This window comes from Streptomyces sp. NPDC001750, from assembly GCF_042892615.1.
Lineage (GTDB): Bacteria > Actinomycetota > Actinomycetes > Streptomycetales > Streptomycetaceae > Streptomyces.
On the sequence record NZ_JBIAUE010000009.1, the window covers coordinates 159,862 to 178,615 of the forward strand.

At 71.5% G+C, this 18,754-nt stretch carries 16 protein-coding genes; 6 read left to right on the top strand and 10 right to left on the bottom strand.

What is annotated here, in order from left to right; all coding sequences use genetic code 11:
- Positions 1–15: 15 nt before the first annotated feature.
- Both pth and ACFYY6_RS16785 read left to right on the top strand, forming a co-directional pair.
- On the top strand, positions 16–609 hold the full coding sequence (gene pth, locus ACFYY6_RS16780) for an aminoacyl-tRNA hydrolase (RefSeq protein WP_351518414.1): 594 nt from the start codon (positions 16–18) through the stop codon (positions 607–609).
- A 194-nt stretch (positions 610–803) separates the two neighbouring features.
- Positions 804–1,274, top strand: coding sequence for a hypothetical protein (locus ACFYY6_RS16785; RefSeq protein WP_351518413.1), 471 nt, complete (start codon positions 804–806; stop codon positions 1,272–1,274).
- Positions 1,275–1,359: 85 nt separating this feature from the next.
- Here ACFYY6_RS16785 and ppc read toward each other — a convergent pair whose 3' ends face one another.
- On the bottom strand, positions 1,360–4,089 hold the full coding sequence (gene ppc, locus ACFYY6_RS16790; RefSeq protein WP_351518412.1) for a phosphoenolpyruvate carboxylase: 2,730 nt from the start codon (positions 4,087–4,089) through the stop codon (positions 1,360–1,362).
- 339 nt (positions 4,090–4,428) lie between these two features.
- On the opposite strand from ppc, the gene ACFYY6_RS16795 reads away from it, so the two are divergent.
- From ACFYY6_RS16795 to ACFYY6_RS16805, 3 genes are all read left to right on the top strand, one after another.
- On the top strand, positions 4,429–5,430 hold the full coding sequence (locus ACFYY6_RS16795; RefSeq protein WP_351518410.1) for a fatty acid desaturase: 1,002 nt from the start codon (positions 4,429–4,431) through the stop codon (positions 5,428–5,430).
- Positions 5,427–6,113, top strand: coding sequence for a TetR/AcrR family transcriptional regulator (locus tag ACFYY6_RS16800; protein ID WP_351518408.1), 687 nt, complete (start codon positions 5,427–5,429; stop codon positions 6,111–6,113). The genes ACFYY6_RS16795 and ACFYY6_RS16800 overlap by 4 nt, the downstream gene beginning before the upstream one ends.
- Positions 6,114–6,261: 148 nt before the next feature.
- Complete coding sequence (locus ACFYY6_RS16805; protein ID WP_351518480.1) at positions 6,262–6,864, top strand: Uma2 family endonuclease; 603 nt, start codon at positions 6,262–6,264, stop codon at positions 6,862–6,864.
- A gap of 19 nt (positions 6,865–6,883) precedes the next feature.
- On the opposite strand, the gene ACFYY6_RS16810 is transcribed toward ACFYY6_RS16805, so the two are convergent.
- Together ACFYY6_RS16810 and ACFYY6_RS16815 are read right to left on the bottom strand one after the other, a co-directional pair.
- Positions 6,884–7,258 carry a VOC family protein gene (locus ACFYY6_RS16810; RefSeq protein WP_351518406.1) on the bottom strand — a complete coding sequence of 125 codons (375 nt, stop codon included), beginning with the start codon at positions 7,256–7,258 and terminating at the stop codon, positions 6,884–6,886.
- The gene (locus tag ACFYY6_RS16815; RefSeq protein ID WP_388650354.1) at positions 7,255–8,103 is read right to left on the bottom strand and encodes a trans-aconitate 2-methyltransferase; all 849 of its coding nucleotides are present in this window, start codon (positions 8,101–8,103) and stop codon (positions 7,255–7,257) included. The genes ACFYY6_RS16810 and ACFYY6_RS16815 overlap by 4 nt, the downstream gene beginning before the upstream one ends.
- Before the next feature lie 103 nt (positions 8,104–8,206).
- Here ACFYY6_RS16815 and ACFYY6_RS16820 point away from each other — a divergent pair, with 103 nt between their 5' ends.
- Positions 8,207–8,704 carry a MarR family transcriptional regulator gene (locus ACFYY6_RS16820; RefSeq protein ID WP_351518403.1) on the top strand — a complete coding sequence of 166 codons (498 nt, stop codon included), beginning with the start codon at positions 8,207–8,209 and terminating at the stop codon, positions 8,702–8,704.
- Here the strand turns inward: ACFYY6_RS16820 and ACFYY6_RS16825 are convergent.
- From ACFYY6_RS16825 to ACFYY6_RS16855, 7 genes are all read right to left on the bottom strand, one after another.
- Positions 8,663–9,535 (bottom strand): LuxR C-terminal-related transcriptional regulator, encoded by an 873-nt coding sequence (locus tag ACFYY6_RS16825; RefSeq protein WP_389193735.1) that lies wholly within the window; start codon positions 9,533–9,535, stop codon positions 8,663–8,665. The genes ACFYY6_RS16820 and ACFYY6_RS16825 overlap by 42 nt on opposite strands.
- Positions 9,536–10,008: 473 nt before the next feature.
- Positions 10,009–11,229 (bottom strand): galactokinase, encoded by a 1,221-nt coding sequence (gene galK / locus ACFYY6_RS16830; protein WP_389193931.1) that lies wholly within the window; start codon positions 11,227–11,229, stop codon positions 10,009–10,011.
- A 14-nt stretch (positions 11,230–11,243) separates the two neighbouring features.
- Positions 11,244–12,224: a UDP-glucose 4-epimerase GalE gene (galE, locus tag ACFYY6_RS16835; RefSeq protein ID WP_389193739.1), complete on the bottom strand. Its 981-nt coding sequence runs from the start codon at positions 12,222–12,224 to the stop codon at positions 11,244–11,246.
- On the bottom strand, positions 12,221–13,264 hold the full coding sequence (gene galT, locus ACFYY6_RS16840; RefSeq protein ID WP_389193742.1) for a galactose-1-phosphate uridylyltransferase: 1,044 nt from the start codon (positions 13,262–13,264) through the stop codon (positions 12,221–12,223). Before galT ends, galE begins: the two co-directional genes overlap by 4 nt.
- Positions 13,265–13,671: 407 nt before the next feature.
- On the bottom strand, positions 13,672–14,367 hold the full coding sequence (locus ACFYY6_RS16845; protein WP_351518397.1) for a LuxR C-terminal-related transcriptional regulator: 696 nt from the start codon (positions 14,365–14,367) through the stop codon (positions 13,672–13,674).
- 312 nt (positions 14,368–14,679) lie between these two features.
- Positions 14,680–16,674: a PQQ-binding-like beta-propeller repeat protein gene (locus ACFYY6_RS16850; RefSeq protein ID WP_351624098.1), complete on the bottom strand. Its 1,995-nt coding sequence runs from the start codon at positions 16,672–16,674 to the stop codon at positions 14,680–14,682.
- Between the two features lie 139 nt (positions 16,675–16,813).
- A complete protein-coding gene (locus ACFYY6_RS16855; RefSeq protein ID WP_389193746.1) occupies positions 16,814–18,658 on the bottom strand; it encodes a PQQ-binding-like beta-propeller repeat protein in 1,845 nt (614 codons plus the stop codon).
- Between the last annotated feature and the right edge of the window lie 96 nt (positions 18,659–18,754).

Below are 18,754 nucleotides of genomic sequence, written 5' to 3' on the forward strand. Positions count from 1 at the left end.
GGAGACCGAGCGCAGATGTCCGACGCCACCGCCCCCTGGCTCATCGTGGGCCTGGGCAATCCCGGTCCCGAATACGCGGCGAACCGGCACAACGTGGGTTTCATGGTCGTCGACCTGCTCGCCGAGCGGATCGGCGGGAAGTTCAAGCGGGCGCAGAAGGCGCAGGCCCAGGTGGTCGAGGGCCGTATGGGTCCGCCGGGGCCGTCGAGCCGACGGGTGGTGCTGGCGAAGCCGATGTCGTACATGAATCTGTCCGGTGGCCCGGTCACGGCGCTGTGCGACTTCTACAAGGTGCCGGTGGACCGCGTCGTGGCGGTTCACGACGAGCTGGACATCGACTACGGGACGCTGCGGCTGAAGCTGGGCGGCGGCGACAACGGGCACAACGGGCTGAAGTCGATGACGAAGTCGCTGGGCGCGGGTTATCACCGGGTGCGGTTCGGGATCGGACGGCCGCCGGGGCGGATGCAGGTCGCGGACTTCGTGCTGAAGGATTTCTCGTCGGCGGAGCGCAAGGAGCTGGCGTATTTCGTGGACCGGGCGGCGGACGCGGTGGAGTGTCTGCTGGCGGAGGGGCTGGAGCGGGCGCAGAGCGCGTACAACTCCTGACGGTCCCGGCCCGCCGCGCCCGACGTCCGCATCCGGCGCACGCGCGCCCGACGCCTTGTCTCACGTCCGGACCTGATGTGCGCATCTCGAACGACGGCCGCGGCGGTGCGCAACTGCTGACATTCCTGACGGTAAGCCGTGTTTTTCGGGTGCGAGTTGACCGGGCGTGCCGCTCTGTCCAAGGATCGCTGCCCATGAAGCGGAGCTCCTCCCACCGCGCCGTGGTCCATGCCCGTACCGCCGCCATGGGCTGTGTCGTTCTGTTGCTGCTCGTCGCGGGGGTGCGGTCCTCGTGGGATTCGGCGCACCACATCGTTCTGGGCAAGGGCCGTGAGCACGGGACGATGACGGTGACGGGCTGTGGTGCGGATGTGTGCACGGGGCCGTTCACGCCGTCGGGGCAGGCGGTCGCGCGGTCCCGGGTGACGGTCGAGAAATCGGTCGGGGCGCGGCGTGGTGATCGTTTCCCGGTGGTGGTGCGGCCGGGTACGGATGATGTGGTGCGTGCGGGGGTGGCGGGTTTTCTGCACGCGTGGGTGCCGTTGGGGGGTGCGCTGGTGCTGGCCGCGTTGGTGATCGGGGGCGGTATGCGGCTGTCCCGGATCGCGTGGGGTACGGGGATCGCGGGGGCGGTTCTGCTGGTGGCGGTGTTCTTCGCGTTGTAGTTCCATGCCGCGATGTCGACGGCGTGGCGCGCGGTCGCGTCGCCCTGGCGGAACCGCCCCCGTGGGCCGGGGTGCGGGGTGTGGGTCAGCCGGTGTTGCGCAGGCCGGCGGCGACTCCGTTGACGGTGAGGAGCAGTGCGCGGGCGAGCAGCGGGTCGGGGTCCTCGCCGCGTGCGGCCGCTTCGCGCTGGCGGGCCAGGAGGGAGACCTGGAGGTAGGAGATGGGGTCGAGGTAGGCGTCGCGGATGGCGAAGGTCTGCTGGAGGACCGGGCTGGTGCCGAGGAGTTCGGTGGCGCCGGTGACCCTGAGGACTTCCTGGACGGTGAGGGCGTGTTCGGCCTCGATGGCGGTGAAGACGTGCTTGAGCTCGTCGGGGACGAGGGTGTCGACGTAGTGGCGGGCGATGCGCAGGTCGGTCTTGGCGAGGGTCATCTCGACGTTGGAGATGAAGTTGCGGAAGAAGTGCCAGTTCTCGTGCATCTCGTCGAGGACGGTGTCGAGTCCGGCTTCGCGCAGGGCCTTGAGGCCGGAGCCGACGCCGTACCAGCCGGGGACGATCTGGCGGGACTGGGTCCAGCCGAAGACCCAGGGGATGGCGCGGAGTCCATCGAGTCCGGCGCCCGAGTCGGGGCGTCGGGAGGGGCGTGAGCCGAGGTGGAGTTCGGCGAGCTGGTCGACCGGGGTGGAGGCGAAGAAGTAGGCGGGGAGGTCGGGATCTTCGACGAGCCTGCGGTAGGCGTCGTGGGCGGCGTCGGAGACGGTGTCCATGGCCGCGTCCCAGCGGGCGAGGGCTTCGTCGGACTGGCGGGGCGCGGTGTGCAGGGCGGATGCCTGCAGGGTGGCGGCGACGGTCAGTTCGAGGTTCTCGCGGGCGAGGGCCGGGATGAGGTACTTGTCGGAGATGACCTCGCCCTGTTCGGTGACCTTGATCTCGCCTTCGAGGGTGCCCCAGGGCTGGGCGAGGATCGCGTCGTGGGAGGGGCCGCCGCCGCGGCCGACGGTGCCGCCGCGGCCGTGGAAGAGGCGCAGGCGTACGCCGTAGCGGTGGGCGACGTCGCGCAGTCGGCGCTGGGCGCGGTGGATCTCCCACTGGGAGGTGGTGATGCCGCCGAACTTGGAGGAGTCGGAGTAGCCGAGCATGACCTCCTGGACGTCGCCGCGGAGCGAGACGAGGCGTCGGTAGGAGGGGTCGGCGAGCATGTCGTCGAGGATGACGTCGGCGGCGCGGAGTTCGTCGGTGGTCTCCAGGAGGGGGACGATGCCGATCCTGGCCCAGCCGGCGTGGAGGTCGACGAGGCCGGCCTCGCGGGCGAGGACGGCGGCGGCGAAGACGTCGTCGGCGCCCTGGCACATCGAGATGATGTAGGACTCGATGACTTCGGGGCCGAAGCGTTCGAAGGCTTCCTTGATGGTGTGGAAGACGCCGAGGGTCTTCTGTCCGGCCGCGTCGAGCGGTGCGGGGGTGGGGGCGAGGGGGCGGCGGGAGCGGAGTTCCTTGGCGAGGAGCTTCTGCCGGTAGTCGCGGGGCATGTCGGCGTAGCGCCAGGATTCCTCGCCGAGCCGGTCGAAGAGCTGGCCGAGGGCGTGGTGGTGGGCGTCGGCGTGTTCGCGGACGTCCATGGTGGCGAGCTGGAGGCCGAAGGCGGCGAGGGTGCGGATGGTGCGGTCCATGCGGCCGTCGGCGAAGAGGCCGCCGCGGTGTTCGCGCAGGGAGGTCTGGATGAGTTCGAGGTCGGTGAGGAGGTCGGCGGTGCCGAGGTAGTCGCAGCCGGGGCGGTGGGGTGTGCCGCCGGCGAGGCGTTCGCGGGTGTTGACGAGCTTCTGGCGGATGCAGGTGGCCTTGAGCCGGTAGGGCTCCTCGGCGTTGAGTCGCTTGTAGCGGGGGCTGATCTCGGGGAGGCGTTCGAGGTCGGCCTGGAGGGAGGTGAGGAGTTCGTCGGTGGCGCCGGTGTAGCGGATGGAGTTGGAGAGCTGGGCGCGCAGGTGGTCGACGAGTTCGAGGGCGTCGGTGATGCCGTGTTCGTGCTGGAGGATCAGGACTTCGCGGGTGACGTCGGGGGTGACGTTGGGGTTGCCGTCGCGGTCGCCGCCGATCCAGGTGCCGAAGGTGAGGGGGCGGGTGCCGGCGGGGAGTTCGACGCCGACGCGTTCGAGTTCGGCGGCGAGGTCCTCCAGTACGTCGCCGACGGCGCCCATGTGGAGTTCGTCGAGGTAGTAGATGGCGTTGCGGGCCTCGTCGGCGGGCTCGGGGCGGACGACGCGGAGTTCGTCGGTCTGCCAGATGAGGTCGATGTTCTCGGCGAGGCGGAGGTCCTGGCGGCGCCGGTCGGCGTCGATGACGGGGGTTTCGAGGAGCTCGGCGATGCGGCGGAGCTTGTTGAGGACGGAGCGTCGGGCGGCCTCGGTGGGGTGGGCGGTGAAGACGGGCCGCACGTTGAGGTTCTTGACGGTCTCGCGCAGGTGCTGCGGGTCGGCGTCCTTGAGCCGGTCGGCGGTGCGGGCGAGGACTCCGCCCTCGGCGGCGCGCCGGTCGCGCATCTCGCGGGCTCGGTGGACCTGCTCGGTGACGTTGGCGAGGTGGAAGTAGGTGGAGAAGGCGCGGACGAGGCGCGCGGCGGTCTCCAGGTCGGTGTCGCCGAGGAGTTCGGCGGCGGCCTCTCCGTCGGTGCGGGTCAGGGCGCGTACTCGCTCGACGAGGTCGAGGAGTTCCTGGCCTTCCTGGCGTACGAGGGTCTCGCCCAGCAGGTCGCCGAGGCGGCGGATGTCGGCGCGCAGCTCGGGGCTGGCGGCGTGGGTCTGGTCGGCACTGCTCACAGTGTGCGGCTCCTTGCAGTGAATGAGGAGGTGCGTCGCGTTGCGGCTCCCGCACGTGGGTGGTGGCGGGAGTCGCGCGGGCACGGGGTCTCCGGGGCCGCGGCCGGCAGCGGTGCTGAGGCCACCCCGGAAAGCAGAGTGCGGACCGCGCTGTCCGACTCCACCAGGATAGGTGTCCATGTCGTCGGCATGGCTGGCGGCCCGTTCGGGTTTTCCCCACCCGGACGGCCGTCGCGCTCTCGTGCGGCGGGTCTCCGCGCTGCCATACTTACGTAACCGTAGGTTACGGAACCGTAGCCAGGACTGTCCGTCGCACTCCTCATCCCCAGGGGACTCCCCATGAACACCAGCCCCGCCGTGATCGACGACGCCGAGCCGTCGTCGGCCGTTGATCAGGCCCTTCCGTCCGCCACGCTGGGCGGCGACAGCAAACGGTCGATCGAGCAGATCACGCTTCTGCTGTTCATCGTGGTGCCGTTCCTGGCGCTGGTGGCGGCGGTGCCGTTGGCCTGGGGCCGGGGGGTGAGCTGGCTGGATCTGGGTCTGCTGGTGGTGATGTATTTCATCGGCTGCCACGGCATCACGATCGGTTTCCACCGTTATTTCACGCATGGTTCGTTCAAGGCGAGGCGTCCGTTGCGCATCGCTCTGGCGGTGGCGGGTTCGCTGGCGGTGGAGGGGCCGCTGGTGCGGTGGGTGGCGGATCACCGCAAGCATCACCGTTTCTCGGACGCGGAGGGCGATCCGCATTCGCCGTGGCGGTACGGGGAGACGCTGCCGGCCCTGCTGAAGGGGCTGTGGTGGGCGCACATCGGCTGGATGTTCGACGAGGAGCAGACGCCGCAGCAGAAGTACGCCCCCGATCTGATCAAGGATCCGGCGATCCGCGGGATCTCCCGCCACTTCGTGACCTTCACGGCCGTGTCGCTGGCGGTTCCGCCGCTGGTGGGGGGTCTGGTGACGATGTCGTGGTGGGGCGCGGCGACCGCCTTCTTCTGGGGGTCGCTCGTGCGGGTGGCCCTGCTGCACCATGTCACGTGGTCGATCAACTCGATCTGTCATGCGGTCGGCAAGCGCCCGTTCAGGTCCCGTGACCGGTCGGGGAACGTGTGGTGGCTGGCGGTGCTGTCGTGCGGCGAGTCGTGGCACAACCTGCACCACGCGGATCCGACGTGCGCGCGGCACGGTGTGGAGCGGGGGCAGATCGATTCGAGTGCCCGGCTGATCCGCTGGTTCGAGAAGCTGGGGTGGGCGTCGGACGTGCGCTGGCCGGACGCGTCCCGGATCGCGTCCCGGCGTATCGAGTCCCGCCGCGACCCCGCGTGCGGCGACGCGGCATGATTGACGACGTGGCGACCGACTCCAGCACCAGCAGCGAGAAAACCCGTCCTGCCTCGACCCGGCGGGCCCGCCGGGTCAGGATGACCGGCAAGGAACGCCGCGAGCAACTGTTGGACATCGGTCGCACCCTGTTCGCCGACAAGGGTTTCGAGGGCACCTCCGTGGAGGAGATCGCGGCCCGTGCGGGTGTCTCGAAGCCGGTGGTGTACGAGCACTTCGGCGGCAAGGAGGGGCTGTACGCGGTGGTGGTCGACCGCGAGATGCGCCGCCTCCTCGACATGGTGACGGGCGCGCTGACGGCGGGGCACCCGCGTGAACTGCTGGAGCAGGCGGCGTTCGCGCTGCTCGACTACATCGAGACGTACACGGACGGTTTCCGCATCCTGGTCCGTGACTCCCCCGTCGCCCAGTCGACGGGCACGTTCGCGTCCCTGATCAGTGACATCGCCACTCAGGTGGAGGACATCCTCGGCCTGGAGTTCAAGGCCCGCGGCTTCGATCCGAAGCTGGCCCCGCTGTACGCGCAGGCGCTGGTCGGCATGGTGGCCCTGACCGGCCAGTGGTGGGTCAACGCCCGCAAGCCGAAGAAGGCGGAGGTCGCGGCCCATCTGGTGAACCTGGCCTGGCACGGGCTGGAGAACCTGGAGTCGAAGCCTCGGCTGGTGGGGCACCGCAAGAGCTGACGCCGGGCGGCCACCGTGCCCGGCCGCCCGATGCGCCGCGGTCGTTCGTCAGCCGCGACGCACCAGGCTCACCCGTTGTACTGACGGAACGGTGAACCGGCCCGTAACGTGGTGCGTAGGGCCGAGAATCCCGTCCATGGGAGGAACCATGACCGCCGAGTCGTTCACCGGACACAGCAGCCGCTGGCCGGTGCCGCCCCAGGACGGATACACGGTGGACGACCTGTTCGCCTTGCCCGATCTCCCGCCGCACACCGAGTTGATCGACGGGAGCCTGGTTTTCGTGAGTCCGCAGCGGGATTTCCACAGCACGATGATCGACCTGCTGGTGCACGGACTGAGGACCGACGCACCGCCCACGATCAAGATCCGCCGTGAGATGACGGTGGTCCTCGACGCGCGCAACGCCCCCGAGCCCGACGTCTCCGTCGTGCGCAAGGACGCCCTCACAGGTTTCGAGCAGACCCGTTTCCAAGCAGCCGACGTCCTGCTCGCCGTCGAGGTGGTCTCGCCCGATTCCGAGGCGCGCGACCGTGACACCAAGCCGCAGAAGTACGCGGCGGCCGGTATCCCGAACTTCTGGCTGGTCGACGTGGCGGGCACCGACCACCACCCGGTGGTGCGGGTCTACGAGCTGGACCCGGTGTCCAGGGCGTACGCGCTGACGGGGATCCACCACGACCGGCTGAAGACGCATGTCCCGTTCCCGATCGACATCGACATCACGCCGGAGGCGCTGAGGGAGCTGTGACGCTCGCGCCGCCTCCCGTTCATCGCCCGGCGGGTGCCGTCGGCTCCAGGAACTCCAGCCGGTTGCCCACCGGGTCGTGGCTGAAGAAGCGCCGGTGGCCGGGCAGCTCGTCGTCCCAGCTCGTCTCCGCACCGTACGCCTTCAGCCGGGCCGCGTACGTCTCGATGTCCGTGACGCGCAGGCCGGGGTGGGCCTTCCGCGCCGGGCGGAAGTCCTGTTCGACGCCGATGTGGAGCTGGACCGGGCCCGCCTGGAACCAGCAGCCGCCGCGGGCGGCGAGGGCCGGAGGCTTGGGGATCTCGGTCATGCCGAGGGCGTCCGCGTAGTACGCGCGCAGCGTGTCCTCGGATCCTGCCGGGGCGGCCAGCTGGACATGGTCGAGGGCGGCGATCATCTCTTCTCCTCGGGGGCCGCGGGGCGGCGGTCGGTCCGGGTCCTGTTCCGGGTCTCCTTGTGGGCCACGGCGAAGACGCGGCGGAACGGGAGGACCGTGCCGTGCGGGCCCGCCGGATAGGCGGTGCGGAGCAGGTCGCGGTAGGCGGTGAGGAACTCCTCACGGGCCTCGGGGTCGTCGGCGAGGGCGGTGAGGACGGGGCGCAGGCCGGTGCCCTTCACCCAGTCGAGCACCGGGTCCTCGCCGGGCAGCAGGTGCAGGTAGGTGGTCTCCCAGACGTCGGCCGTGACGCCGGGGACGGTCAGGGCGTCGAGGTAGGCGGCGGGGGTGAGCACCGCGTCGGTGTGGCGCAGTACGCCGCCGAGGCGGTCGCGCCAGCGCGGGGAGTCGGCGAGTTCCCGCATCAGGACGTGGGTGGGCTGGTCGAAGTTGCCGGGGACCTGGAGGGCGAGCGTGCCGCCAGGGGTGAGGGCGTCCAGCCAGACGGGGAAGCGGGCGGCGTGGCCGGGGACCCACTGGAGCAGGGCGTTGGAGACGATCAGGTCGTACGGCTCGGCGGGGGTCCAGGTCGCGGCGTCGGCCTCGGTGAAGTCCAGGAGGGGTCCGGCGTGGGTCCGGGCCCGTTCCAGCATCTGCGGGGAGTTGTCGTAGCCGGTGATGCGGGCCCCGGGCCAGCGGTCGGCGAGGAGGACGGTGACGTTCCCGGCGCCGCAGCCGAGGTCCGCGACGCGGGGTGCGGGAGCGGCCGGCGGGTCGGGGACGCGGGCCAGGAGGTCATGGAAGGGGCGGGTGCGGTGATCGGCGTGGCGCAGGTACTGCTGCGGATCCCAGAGGGGTGCGGTCATGGGGCCAGCATCGCGCCAGATTTAACTTGATGTCAAGATACTTGAGTCCGAGACACTTGAGTTCAAGAGACTTCACATCGACAGATCCTCTACACTGAGCGGCATGGAGGACGAGGTCGACCGACTGGTCGCTGCATGGCGCCGCGAGCGCCCCGACCTCGACGTGGAACCGCTTGAGGTACTGAGCCGCGTCTCCCGACTGGCCCGCCACCTCGACCGGGCCCGCCGCATCGCGTTCTCCGAGCACGGCCTGGAGCCGTGGGAGTTCGACGTGCTGACGTCCCTGCGCCGCGCGGGCGCCCCCTATCAGCTCTCCCCCGGCCAGCTGCTGACGCAGACCCTGGTCACCTCGGGCACGATGACCAACCGCATCGACCGGCTGGCCAAGAAGAACCTCGTGGAACGGCTGCCGGACCCGAACGACCGCCGGGGCGTGCTGGTCCGGCTCACCGCCGAGGGGCGCGACAAGGCGGATCAGTCGCTGGCCGGGCTGCTCGCCCAGGAACGCGCCATCCTCGCCCGGCTCTCCACCCGCGAGCGCGCCGAACTCGCCGCACTGCTACGCCAGTTGACCGCCCCGTTCGACAACGTTCCCGGATAGGACGTTCCCGGGCAGGACGTTCCCGGGCAGGGCGTTCCCGGGCAGGGCGTTCCCGGTGAGGGCGGGGCCGGCCGGTTCCAGATCGACCGGGCCGATGCCCGCCCGGCGCGCCAGCGCGACCGCGGCCAGGGTGGAGTGCACGCCCAGCTTCCCCAGGACGTTCTGCATGTGCGTGCGCACCGTGTGCGGCGAGAGGAAGAGGCGCTCCGCGACCGCCTTGCGGCCCAGTCCCGCCACCATGCAGCGCAGCACCTCGCGCTCGCGCGGGGTCAGCGACTCGACGAGCCGCTCGCTCTCGGTGCGGTGTCTGCGGGCCGCGGTCAGTTCCCGCAGGACGCCGGTGAGCAGGGCCGGAGGCAGGTGCGTCTCGTCGCGCAGCACCCCTCGTACGACCGTGAGCAGCCGCTGCAGCGAGCAGTCCTTGGCGACCCAGCCGGAGGCCCCCGCCTGGAGCGCCAGGGCGGCCCGGTGCGGGTCGTCCTTCTCGGCGAGCACCACCGTGCGCACCGACGGCCGGGCGGAGTGGACGCCCGCGACCAGCGAGATCCCGTCCACCGGCGCGGTCTCCCCGGCGCGCGGCGCCGGTACGGGCGCGGGTGCGCGGCGCCCGCCCACCGCCGCCAGGGCGCCCAGTTCGGCGTCGATCAGCATCACGTCGTAGCCGCGCCCCTCGGCGGCCGCCCGTTCCAAGCAACGCAGCGCCGCCGGGCCGCTGCCCGCCGCCGACACCTCCACGTCGGGCTCGGCCGCCAGCGCGGCCGCCAGTGATTCGGCGAAAATACGGTGGTCGTCCACCACGAGAACCCGGATACGGGCCACAGGCACCCCCATGCTGCCTCTGTTGCCGGGCCACCCCCGGCCCGCCGAAGGAACGCAACGACGCGGGTACGGCCGCCCGGACCGGGAAGTTGGACCGCGGTCCCACGGCCGCCGCCGTGCTGTCGACTGCCACCGCCCCGGGCGCCGTACCCGACTGTCTCGTACCCCTGAATCGGCACCGGCCCCCACCGGTGCTGTGCATCAGGGTACGGCGGGGCGACCGGCACCGAGGGCGATTCCCAGAACTGACCGGCTCCGGTCGGTCGGTGGCCGATGCCGGTCGGTCCGTGGGCGGTGCCGGTTCCTCCGCTGGCGGTTCGTGGCCCGTACATGACGGTTCGTGGTCCGCACTCGGCGTTCGGACCGTGCGGGGCGGTTCGTGGTCCGCACTCGGCGTTCGGACCGTGCGGGGCGGTTCGTGGTCCGCACTCGGCGTTCGGACCGTGCGGGGCGGTTCGTGGTCCGTACGCGGACGAGGGGTGGGCTCAGACGAGGCGGCGGGCGCCCGCGGAGGGCACCGCCGGAAAGATCCTCGGCTCCGTGTGTCCCGCCGCGGCGAACGCCGCCGTCACGGACTCGGCAACCGTGTCCGCCGACGCCTCGTCCACCAGGACGATCGCCGAGCCGCCGAAGCCGCCGCCGGTCATCCGCGCGCCGTGGGCCCCGGCCGCGCCCGCCGCCGACACCACCAGGTCCAGCTCCGGGCAGGAGACCCGCAGATCGTCGCGGAGCGAGGCGTGCCCCGCGTCGAGGACCGGGCCCGTCGCGCGCACGTCGCCCGCGTCGAGCAGTGCGATGACCTGCTCCACACGGTGGTTGTCGCTCACCACATGGCGCACGCAGCGCACCACCGACTCGTCCACACCCGCCCCGGCCAGGGTCTCCACGGCCGCTCCGAGACCCTCGTACGGCAGCTCGCGCAGGGTGCGCAGGCCGAGCGCGGCGGCCCCCGCCTCGCAGGCGGCCCGCCGCTCGGCGTACGCGCCGTCGCCCAGCGCGTGCTTGACCCGGGTGTCGACGACCAGCAGCCGCAGCCCGTGCGCGGCCAGGTCGAAGGGGACCTGGCGCTGGGTGAGGTCGCGGGTGTCGAGGTACAGGGCGTGACCGTCGGTGCAGCAGGCGGAGGCCATCTGGTCCATGATCCCGCACGGCACGCCAACGAAGTCGTTCTCGGCGCGCTGCCCGAGGACCGCCAGCTCGGGTGCGGAGAGCCCGAGCCCGAAGAGGTCGTTCAGGGCGAACGCGGTGACGACCTCCAGGGCGGCGGAGGAGGAGAGACCGGCGCCGGTGGGCACGGTGGAGGTGAGGTGGACGTCCGCCCCGGTGACCGGGTGGCCGGCCTCGCGCAGCGCCCAGACGACTCCGGCCGGGTACGCGGCCCAGCCGTGCCCCTGGCGCGGGGCCAGTTCGTCGACCCGGAGGCTCACGACCCCGTCCGGCACGTCGGCCGAATGGAGCCGCAGTTCGCCGTCGGTGCGGCGGGCGACCGCGGCGCGCGCGGTGTGCGGCAGGGCGAGCGGCATGACGAAGCCGTCGTTGAAGTCGGTGTACTCGCCGATCAGGTTGACCCGGCCGGGCGCCGCCCAGATCCCCTCGGGGGCACGCCCGTACAGCTCGGCGAAGGCCGCGGCCGGGTCGATGTCCGCCGCGGGAACGGAGGCGGGAGCGTTGCCGACGGTGGCGTTCGGCTCGTCGGGCGCGGTCAGGGGGTGCTGCGCGGTCATGGTGCGGTGGGTTCCTCTCGGCGGGCGAACGTCCAGGCGTCGGCGACGATCCCGGCCAGGTCGGCGCGCGACGGCGTCCAGCCGAGCCGTTCCCTGGCGGTGGTGGCGGAGGCGACCAGCACGGCGGGGTCGCCGGCCCGGCGCGGACCCGCGGTCTCGGGCACGGGGTGGCCGGTGACCTCGCGGACGGTCTCGATGACCTCGCGCACGGAGAAGCCGTTGCCGTTGCCGAGGTTGCAGATCAGGTGCTCGCCCGGGGTGGCCGCGTCCAGGGCCAGCAGGTGGGCCTCGGCGAGGTCGGCGACGTGGATGTAGTCGCGGACGCAGGTGCCGTCGGGGGTCGGGTAGTCGTCGCCGTACACGGCGATGGACTCCCGCTGTCCGAGGGCGACTTGAAGGACGAGCGGGATGAGGTGCGTCTCGGGGCCGTGCCGCTCGCCGCAACCGCCGTACGCCCCCGCCACGTTGAAGTAGCGCAGGGAGACCGCCGCCAGTCCGTGCGCGGCCGCCTCGCCGCTGATCATGTGGTCGACGGCGAGCTTGGTGGCGCCGTAGGGGTTGGTGGGGGCGGTGGCATCGGACTCGGTGATGGGGGTGGTGGCCGGTTCGCCGTAGGTCGCGGCCGTGGAGGAGAAGACCAGGGTCCGCACCCCGGCGTCCCGCATCGCGGCGAGCAGCGCGACGGAACCGCCGACGTTGTTCACCCAGTACTTCTCCGGGTTGGTGACGGACTCGCCGACCTGCGAGAAGGCGGCGAAGTGCAGCACCCCGTCGTAGGAGGGATCCAGCCACTTCGCGGCGTCCTGGATCCGGCCCTCGATGAAATCGGCCCCGTCCGGGACGCCCTCCCGGAACCCGGTGGACAGGTCGTCGAGAACGGTGACCGCGTGACCGGCCTCCAGCAGATGCTGGGCGACCACGCTGCCGACATATCCCGCACCGCCCGTGACCAGGTACTTCTTCTGGGGCTTGCTCACTCGCTCGCTACCTCTCGCAGTCGCTGGGCCGCGGCCTCCGGCGGCACATCGTTGATGAACACGTTCATGCCGGATTCGGAACCCGCGAGGAACTTCAGCTTGCCGGAGGTACGTCGGATGGTGAAAAGCTCCAGATGCAGCCCGAAGTCCTCCCTGCCGGGTGCCTCGAACGGGGCCTGGTGCCAGGCCGAGATGTACGGGGTCGGCGGTTCGTTGGGGCCGAAGATCCGGTCGAACCGTCGCAGGAGTTCCAGATAGATCCGCGGGAACTCGGCACGCGCGGCGTCGTCCAGCTCCCGCAGGTCGGGGACGCGGCGGCGGGGGTGGAGGTGCACCTCGTACGGCCAGTGGGCCGCGTACGGCACGAAGGCGATCCAGTGCTCGCCGGAGATGACGACCCGCGAGCCGTCGGCCTCCTCGCGGTCCACCACGTCGTCGAAGAGGTTGCGGCCGGTCGTGGCGCGGTGGGTGGCCGCCGAGCGGAGCATCAGCTCGGTGCGGGGGGTGACGAACGAGTACCCGTAGATCTGCCCGTGCGGATGGCCGAGCGTGACACCGATCTCGGCGCCCCGGTTCTCGAAGCAGAACACCTGCCGGACCTGGGGAAGCCGGGCGAGCTCGGCGGTGCGGTCGGTCCAGGCCGCCAGGACCAGGGCGGCCTGCTCCTCGGTGAGGTCGGCGAACGACGCGTCGTGGTCGGAGGTGAAGCAGACGACCTCGCAACGGCCGGAGTCACCGGCGAGCGAGGGGAAGCGGTTCTCGAAGACGGCGACCTCGTAGTCCGCTTCGGGAATCTCGCTGCGCCGGCCGTCCCGCGAGGGGCAGAGCGGGCACTCGTCGGCCGGCGGGTGGTAGATGCGGCCCTGCCGGTGCGAGGCGATGGCGACGCTGTCGCCGAGGAGCGGGTCCCGGCGGATCTCGGACGAGGTCGACACGGCGCCGAGGGGCCGCTGGTCGACGGCGTCGCGCACGACGTCGTCGCCGCTGTCGTAGTAGAGCAGCTCCCGGCCGTCGGCGAGCGTCGTAACCGTCTTCTTCACCAGACTCCTCCAAACACAATCAAACATAATGAATCACAAGCCAACATTGGCGTCAACGGCGGCATCGGAGGTGCGGCACGGGGGTCGAGGTGTGTGAAGGGGTACCGCGCAGGCGGGGTGCGCGGCCGGAATGGAATGCGTACGCATGCGCCTGGGGCGGGCCACCGGCCCGGCCCTCGGGACGGACGGGAACGACGACGGGGCGGAGAGCATCGGTGGCGGCGCCGGGGCGGGGCCGGGATCAGGCCCGGGGACGGTACCGGGGACGGGAAGTGGCCGGCTGTGGGCCGAGTCCGGGAACGGCCGCGGGCGTGGACCGGGAACGGCTGTGGAGGCTGGCCCCGGGACGGCCCCGGGTCCGGGCCCGGACCGGGAACGGGCCCGGACCGGGAACGGGCCCGGGAGCGTCAGTCGGTTTCCGGCTGTCCCTGCCTCGGGACCGTGGCGGCCCGGTCCAGCAGCCCCGTGCGGGCCGCGAGCGCCGCGGCCTCCAGCCGGGAGCCGACGCCCAGCTTCATCAGCACCCGCTGCACATGCGTGCGCGCGGTGCTGGACGCGATGCGCATCCCCTCCGCGATCAGCCGGGTGTCCTCGCCCTCGGCGACCCGTACCAGCACTTCGATCTCGCGCGGGGTGAGCATCCGGAGCAGCCGCTGCCCCTCGTCGTCCGGTGCGGCGGCCGGGTCGAGCAGCTCGGCGAAGGCGCATTGCAGCAGTTGCGGTGCCACCGCGGCCTCCCCGGCTCGCGCCTTGGTCATCGCACGCTCGACGCCCTCCATGCGCTCGTCGTGACGGACGTATCCCGCGGCGCCCGCCGCGAACGCCGCCGCGATCCCGCGCGGACTGGGCACCGGGCCGAGCACCACCACGGCCACCTGCGGGCGTTCCCTCCGGATGCGTACGACCGGGTCGAAGACTCCGGGTTCGGCGGGTGCCGCGGTGCCGAACAGGCAGACCTCGGGCACCCGGCTGATCACCAGTTCCGCCGCCCCCGCGGCCGGCGCGACCGCCGCGAGCACCCGGTGGCCCCTCAGTTTCAACGCCGAGGCGAGCGCCTCGGCGAGCAGTCGGTGATCGTCGATCACCATGAGCCGCACACCCATCGAGCACACCCCCGTAGCACTGGCGCCAGACCCCCCGGCCCACCATGACCCGGCAAGGTACACGCTCGTCCGGCGCTGCGGACGCCTTATCGGCCAAAGGACGCGGATGACCGATCCCGTTCCATCGACAGCTAGTTGACGTCTCGTCATGTCCAACGGGCGCTGCTACAATCGCCCGCCGCCGAGGCCGGGCGGCGGCAGTGCCGATGGCACTCGGCGGCACGGACCCCGAACGCGTACGGGGGTGGTGTCCGACGGACGGACACCACCCCCGCGAACCGCGCCCGGCGGTTACGACCTCGCCCGCACTCGTTACTTCCGGCTGAAACCGACGAACAGGCGCCGGTCCGTGTCCAGGGAGCCGTGCGGCTTGCTCACGAGAGTGCCGGACAGGTACAGGCGCCCGTCCTCGTAGAGCATCTCGGAGTAATCCGGCGTGAAGCTGCTCTCCACGTCACGGATGGCCTTGTCGCTCGGGTTCTCCATCAGCAGCGTCTGCTTGAACGTTCCGCCGTCGATGGAGACGATCTGGCCGCCCTTGTCGTACGGGGGCCGCTTGTACGCGATGATGTTGCCGCCGTCCATGCGGAGCGGGTACATCGTGTACCGGTCGCCCGCGTCGGCCCGGTCGCCGGTCGGCTTGCCGGTGGTGAGGTCGAACGAGACGATCTCGTTGGTGTCGCCGTACTCGCCGGTGCCCTCGTGGTCCTCGGTCGGCACGTAGATGCGGTTGTTGCCGACGGCCACCTTGCCGCAGGACTCGACCTCGGTGGAGGCGCAGCGCGCGGCGTACTTGTCGCCGTCGACCGCGATCCTGGTGAGCAGCTTGCCGGTGGAGGCGTCGATCGAGAAGAAGTCCGAGATGCCACTGCCGTCCCCGGCGGTGTCGCCGACGTCGGCCGCGACGACCAGCGGCTTGGTGGAGACGATGCTCGCGTAGTCGACGCCGGGCGGCATCTTGAACGAGGAGATCGGGGCGCCGGTGGTCGGGTTCAGCGCCTGGACGACGAGCTGCGGGTCGTCGTAACCGCCGCAGCTGCGGACCACCGCGAGCGCCTCGCCGCCGCCGTACCCGCGGTCGAAGCAGCCGTCGGCGCTCGCCTTCGGCTTCCAGCGCTCGGCGCCGGTGTTCAGGTCGAAGGCGGCGCCGCCCTCCAGGCCGCCCGCGGCGGCCGTGGTGCCGCTGACCGTGACCTCCGCGAACCTGACCGCAGCGTCACCGCTGGTCTCGGCGGTCACCGACTTGCTCCACATGAGCTTGCCGGTCTTCAGGTCGAGCCCGCCTATCTGGTTGCACGGCGGGTACTTCTTGCCCTTGGTCGGCCTGCCCTCCTCGAAGACGACGGCCGTCTTGTAGTCCGCGGACATGTGCCGGGAGGCGGCGCAGAGCTGGCCCGCCAGCGGGATGGACCACAGCTTGGTGCCCTTGACCCGGTCGTAGCCGACGATCTCGTTCAGACCGGTCTTCACGTACGCCTTGTCGGTCAGCCAGGAGCCGTCGAGCTTGGTGACGTCGGTGACCTTCGGCATCGGTGCCTGGAAGGCGACCCCGGCCTTGGGGTCCGTCGGCGCCTTCTCCTTGCCGCCGCCTCCGAGGGTGCCGCCCGTGCCGTCCTCCTTGCCGCCGGTGCCGCCGCTGGACCGGGACGTCTGGTCCTTCTTGTCGTCGTCACCGCCGCTGGAGCCGTACCAGATACCGGCGACGACGATCAGCACCACGGCGACCGACGCGGCGACGATGATCTGCATCTGAGTACTGAACTTCTTGCGCCCGCCCCCGTCGCCGTTCTGCTGCGGCGGGTGCTGCATGGGAGTGGTCGGGTAGCCGTAGCCCTGCTGCGGCGGCCGGCCGGGCGGGAAACCGTAGCCCTGCTGCGGGGGCTGACCGGGCGGCAGCCCTTGCGGGTAGCCGTAACCGGGCTGCGGCGCGCCGCCTTGCGGGTAGCCGTATCCCGGCTGGGTGGGCTGGCCGGCCGGGTAGCCGTAACCGGGGCCCGGCTGCTGCTGCGGGCTCTGCGGGGCACCGAAACCGCCCTGCGGCGGATCCTGCGGCGCACCGAAGCCACCGCCCTGCGGCCCGCCCGCGGGCGGAACGGCGCCCGCGGGCGGAACGGCGTCGGCGGGCGGAACGGCGTCGGCGGGCGGCGGCGTCGGGGCGCCGAAACCGCCCTGCGGCGGGTCCTGGGGTGCACCGAAGCCACCCTGCGGGGGATCCTGCGGTGCGCCGAAACCGCCCTGCGGCGGGTTCTGCGGGGCGCCGGTTCCGCCCTGGGGCGGTTCGTTGGGTGGCTGGGGCGGCTGCGTCATGACGTACGTACCTCGGGGGAAGGGAGTCGTTGGGGTCGGGGCCGACGGGGACGGACGCTCCGGTCGCCGCGTCGGCCGGTCGTGATCGGCGAGGGCTTCCGGAGCGTCGGAGGTCCGCCCCGAAAGCCCTCGCGGATCGTCAGTTGCCGAAGGCCATCATGGTCTTCGTCTCCAGCTCTTCCTTGTCGTTGCTCGCGCTGACCCGGCCGCTCGCGACGAAGCACCGGCCGTCCGCGTAGACGACCTTCGAGTTGTAGAAGCTGCTCTCGATCCTGGACGTCGACGCGGGGTGGCTCAGCAGCATCTTCGGGGTGCCGCCGGTCGGGGCGAGGGTGGCGATGCCGCCGCCCTTGCTGTAACCGGCCTCCACGTAGAGCAGCACGTCACCGCCCTCCATGCGCAGCGGCTTGATCACGCGCTCGGCCGGGGCCGCGGCCTTCCACTTGGTCTTGCCGGTGTTCAGGTCGAACGCCACGACCTTGTTCGTACGGCCGAGGCCGGAGTCCGGCGCGGTCGCCATGTAGAAGGTGTTGGCGTCGGCGGCGACACCGGTGCAGCCGTCCAGGGACTTGCCGAAGATGGCGAACGCGCTGCCGCAGTCCGGCGCGAACTTGTCGCCCTTGTCACTGGTGAGGCCGGTGCGGAGCGTCCCGTTCTCCCTGAGGGCGAGGATGCTCCACTCCTTGTCCTTCTTCAGGGAGACGACCAGCGGGCTCACCGAGAAGACCCGGTCGACCTCCCACCCGCGCTTGGGCTGGTACGTCCACCGGGGCTTCCCGCTGACCGGGTCGATCTCCTGGATCTGGTGCTGCGGGTTGTCGACGTCGCCGGTGCGGCAGTTGGAGGCGGCGATCAGCTTCGGGCCTCCGGCGAAGGCGAACGGCTGGCAGTTGCCCGGCTGCTTGCCGAACAGTTCCGTGCCGTCGCCGACCCGGTAGGCGTTGGAGTTGCCGGTACGGCCGACGGTGACCGTATCCCCGCTGATGGCGAGCGAGATGTCCGACATCAGGTCCCAGATGCCGTTCTTCTTGATCGACTTCTTCCAGCCGGCCTTGCCGGTCTTCAGGTCGATCATCTGGAGGTCCGAGCAGTCCGCCTTGCTGGTGGTCCCGTTCTTGACCCCGATGACGATCTTGCCGTCGGTGGTGGTCTGCGCGGGCGCCGCGCACAGGTCGGCGGGCAGGTCCACCTTCCACTTCGGCTTGCCGTCGGTCACGGAGTAGCCGGATATGCCGCGGTACATGCCCTTGACGACGGTGTCGCCGACGACCCAGGGGCCGTAGACGTCCGAGCCGTTGCGCGGCAGGTCGATGTCGTTCTTCAGCAGCCAGAGGACCTTCGCCTCGCCCGGCTTGCGCCCGGCGTTGAGGTCCTCGTCGACGACGCGTCCGTCACCGCTGCCGTCGCCCTGGTCGACGGACGGCGACGCGCTCGGTCCGCCGTCGTCGCTCTTCTCCGCGACGGGCTTCTTGTCGTCGCCGTCCCCGCTCGTGGCGACGTAGACGCCACCGCCGATCAGCAGGAGCGCGGCGGCCGCGGCGCCGACGATCAGCGCGGGCTTCCGCTTGGACGCGCCGCCCCCGCCCTGGCCGCCGGGGACCGGCGCGCCGGGGAACTGCTGCTGCGGGTAGCCGGGGCCGGGCTGCGTCGGCTGGTTGTACGGGCCGGGCTGCTGACCGTAGGGCCCCGGCTGCTGACCGTAGGGCCCCGGCTGCTGGTTGTACGGCCCCGGCTGCTGGTTGTACGGGCCTGGCTGCTGGTTGTACGGGCCCGGCTGCTGGGGATAGCCGTGGCCGGGGGCGCCGGGCGCCTGACCGGGTGCCTGCGGGTAGCCGTATCCGGGCTGCGCGGGCGGCGGGGTCTGCGGGGACGGTGGGGTCTGCGGGGACGGTGGGGTCTGCGGCGGCAGAGGGCTCCCCGGCGGCGGCTCCTGCGGTGCGCCGAAGCCTCCCTGCGGCGGTTGCTGGTCGGGCGGCTGGCTCATCAGCACGTCCCCCTTCGTGCGGTCCGGTGCCCGTTCCGGTCTCCCCCGCGATTCCGAGGAGCACAGAGAGTCCGACAAGACTCCCCGAACTCCGCA

What these genes read in the sequence shown, in the direction of transcription:
- ACFYY6_RS16785 (WP_351518413.1), top strand. Translation starts at nt 804, where the DNA reads ATGAAGCGGAGCTCCTCCCACCGCGCCGTGGTCCATGCCCGTACCGCC.
- pth (WP_351518414.1), top strand. Translation starts at nt 16, where the DNA reads ATGTCCGACGCCACCGCCCCCTGGCTCATCGTGGGCCTGGGCAATCCC.
- ACFYY6_RS16855 (WP_389193746.1), bottom strand. Translation starts at nt 18,658, where the DNA reads ATGAGCCAGCCGCCCGACCAGCAACCGCCGCAGGGAGGCTTCGGCGCA.
- ACFYY6_RS16825 (WP_389193735.1), bottom strand. Translation starts at nt 9,535, where the DNA reads ATGGGGGTGCCTGTGGCCCGTATCCGGGTTCTCGTGGTGGACGACCAC.
- ACFYY6_RS16810 (WP_351518406.1), bottom strand. Translation starts at nt 7,258, where the DNA reads ATGATCGCCGCCCTCGACCATGTCCAGCTGGCCGCCCCGGCAGGATCC.
- ACFYY6_RS16805 (WP_351518480.1), top strand. Translation starts at nt 6,262, where the DNA reads ATGACCGCCGAGTCGTTCACCGGACACAGCAGCCGCTGGCCGGTGCCG.
- ACFYY6_RS16800 (WP_351518408.1), top strand. Translation starts at nt 5,427, where the DNA reads ATGATTGACGACGTGGCGACCGACTCCAGCACCAGCAGCGAGAAAACC.
- ACFYY6_RS16820 (WP_351518403.1), top strand. Translation starts at nt 8,207, where the DNA reads ATGGAGGACGAGGTCGACCGACTGGTCGCTGCATGGCGCCGCGAGCGC.
- ACFYY6_RS16850 (WP_351624098.1), bottom strand. Translation starts at nt 16,674, where the DNA reads ATGACGCAGCCGCCCCAGCCACCCAACGAACCGCCCCAGGGCGGAACC.
- ACFYY6_RS16845 (WP_351518397.1), bottom strand. Translation starts at nt 14,367, where the DNA reads ATGGGTGTGCGGCTCATGGTGATCGACGATCACCGACTGCTCGCCGAG.
- ACFYY6_RS16795 (WP_351518410.1), top strand. Translation starts at nt 4,429, where the DNA reads ATGAACACCAGCCCCGCCGTGATCGACGACGCCGAGCCGTCGTCGGCC.
- ACFYY6_RS16815 (WP_388650354.1), bottom strand. Translation starts at nt 8,103, where the DNA reads ATGACCGCACCCCTCTGGGATCCGCAGCAGTACCTGCGCCACGCCGAT.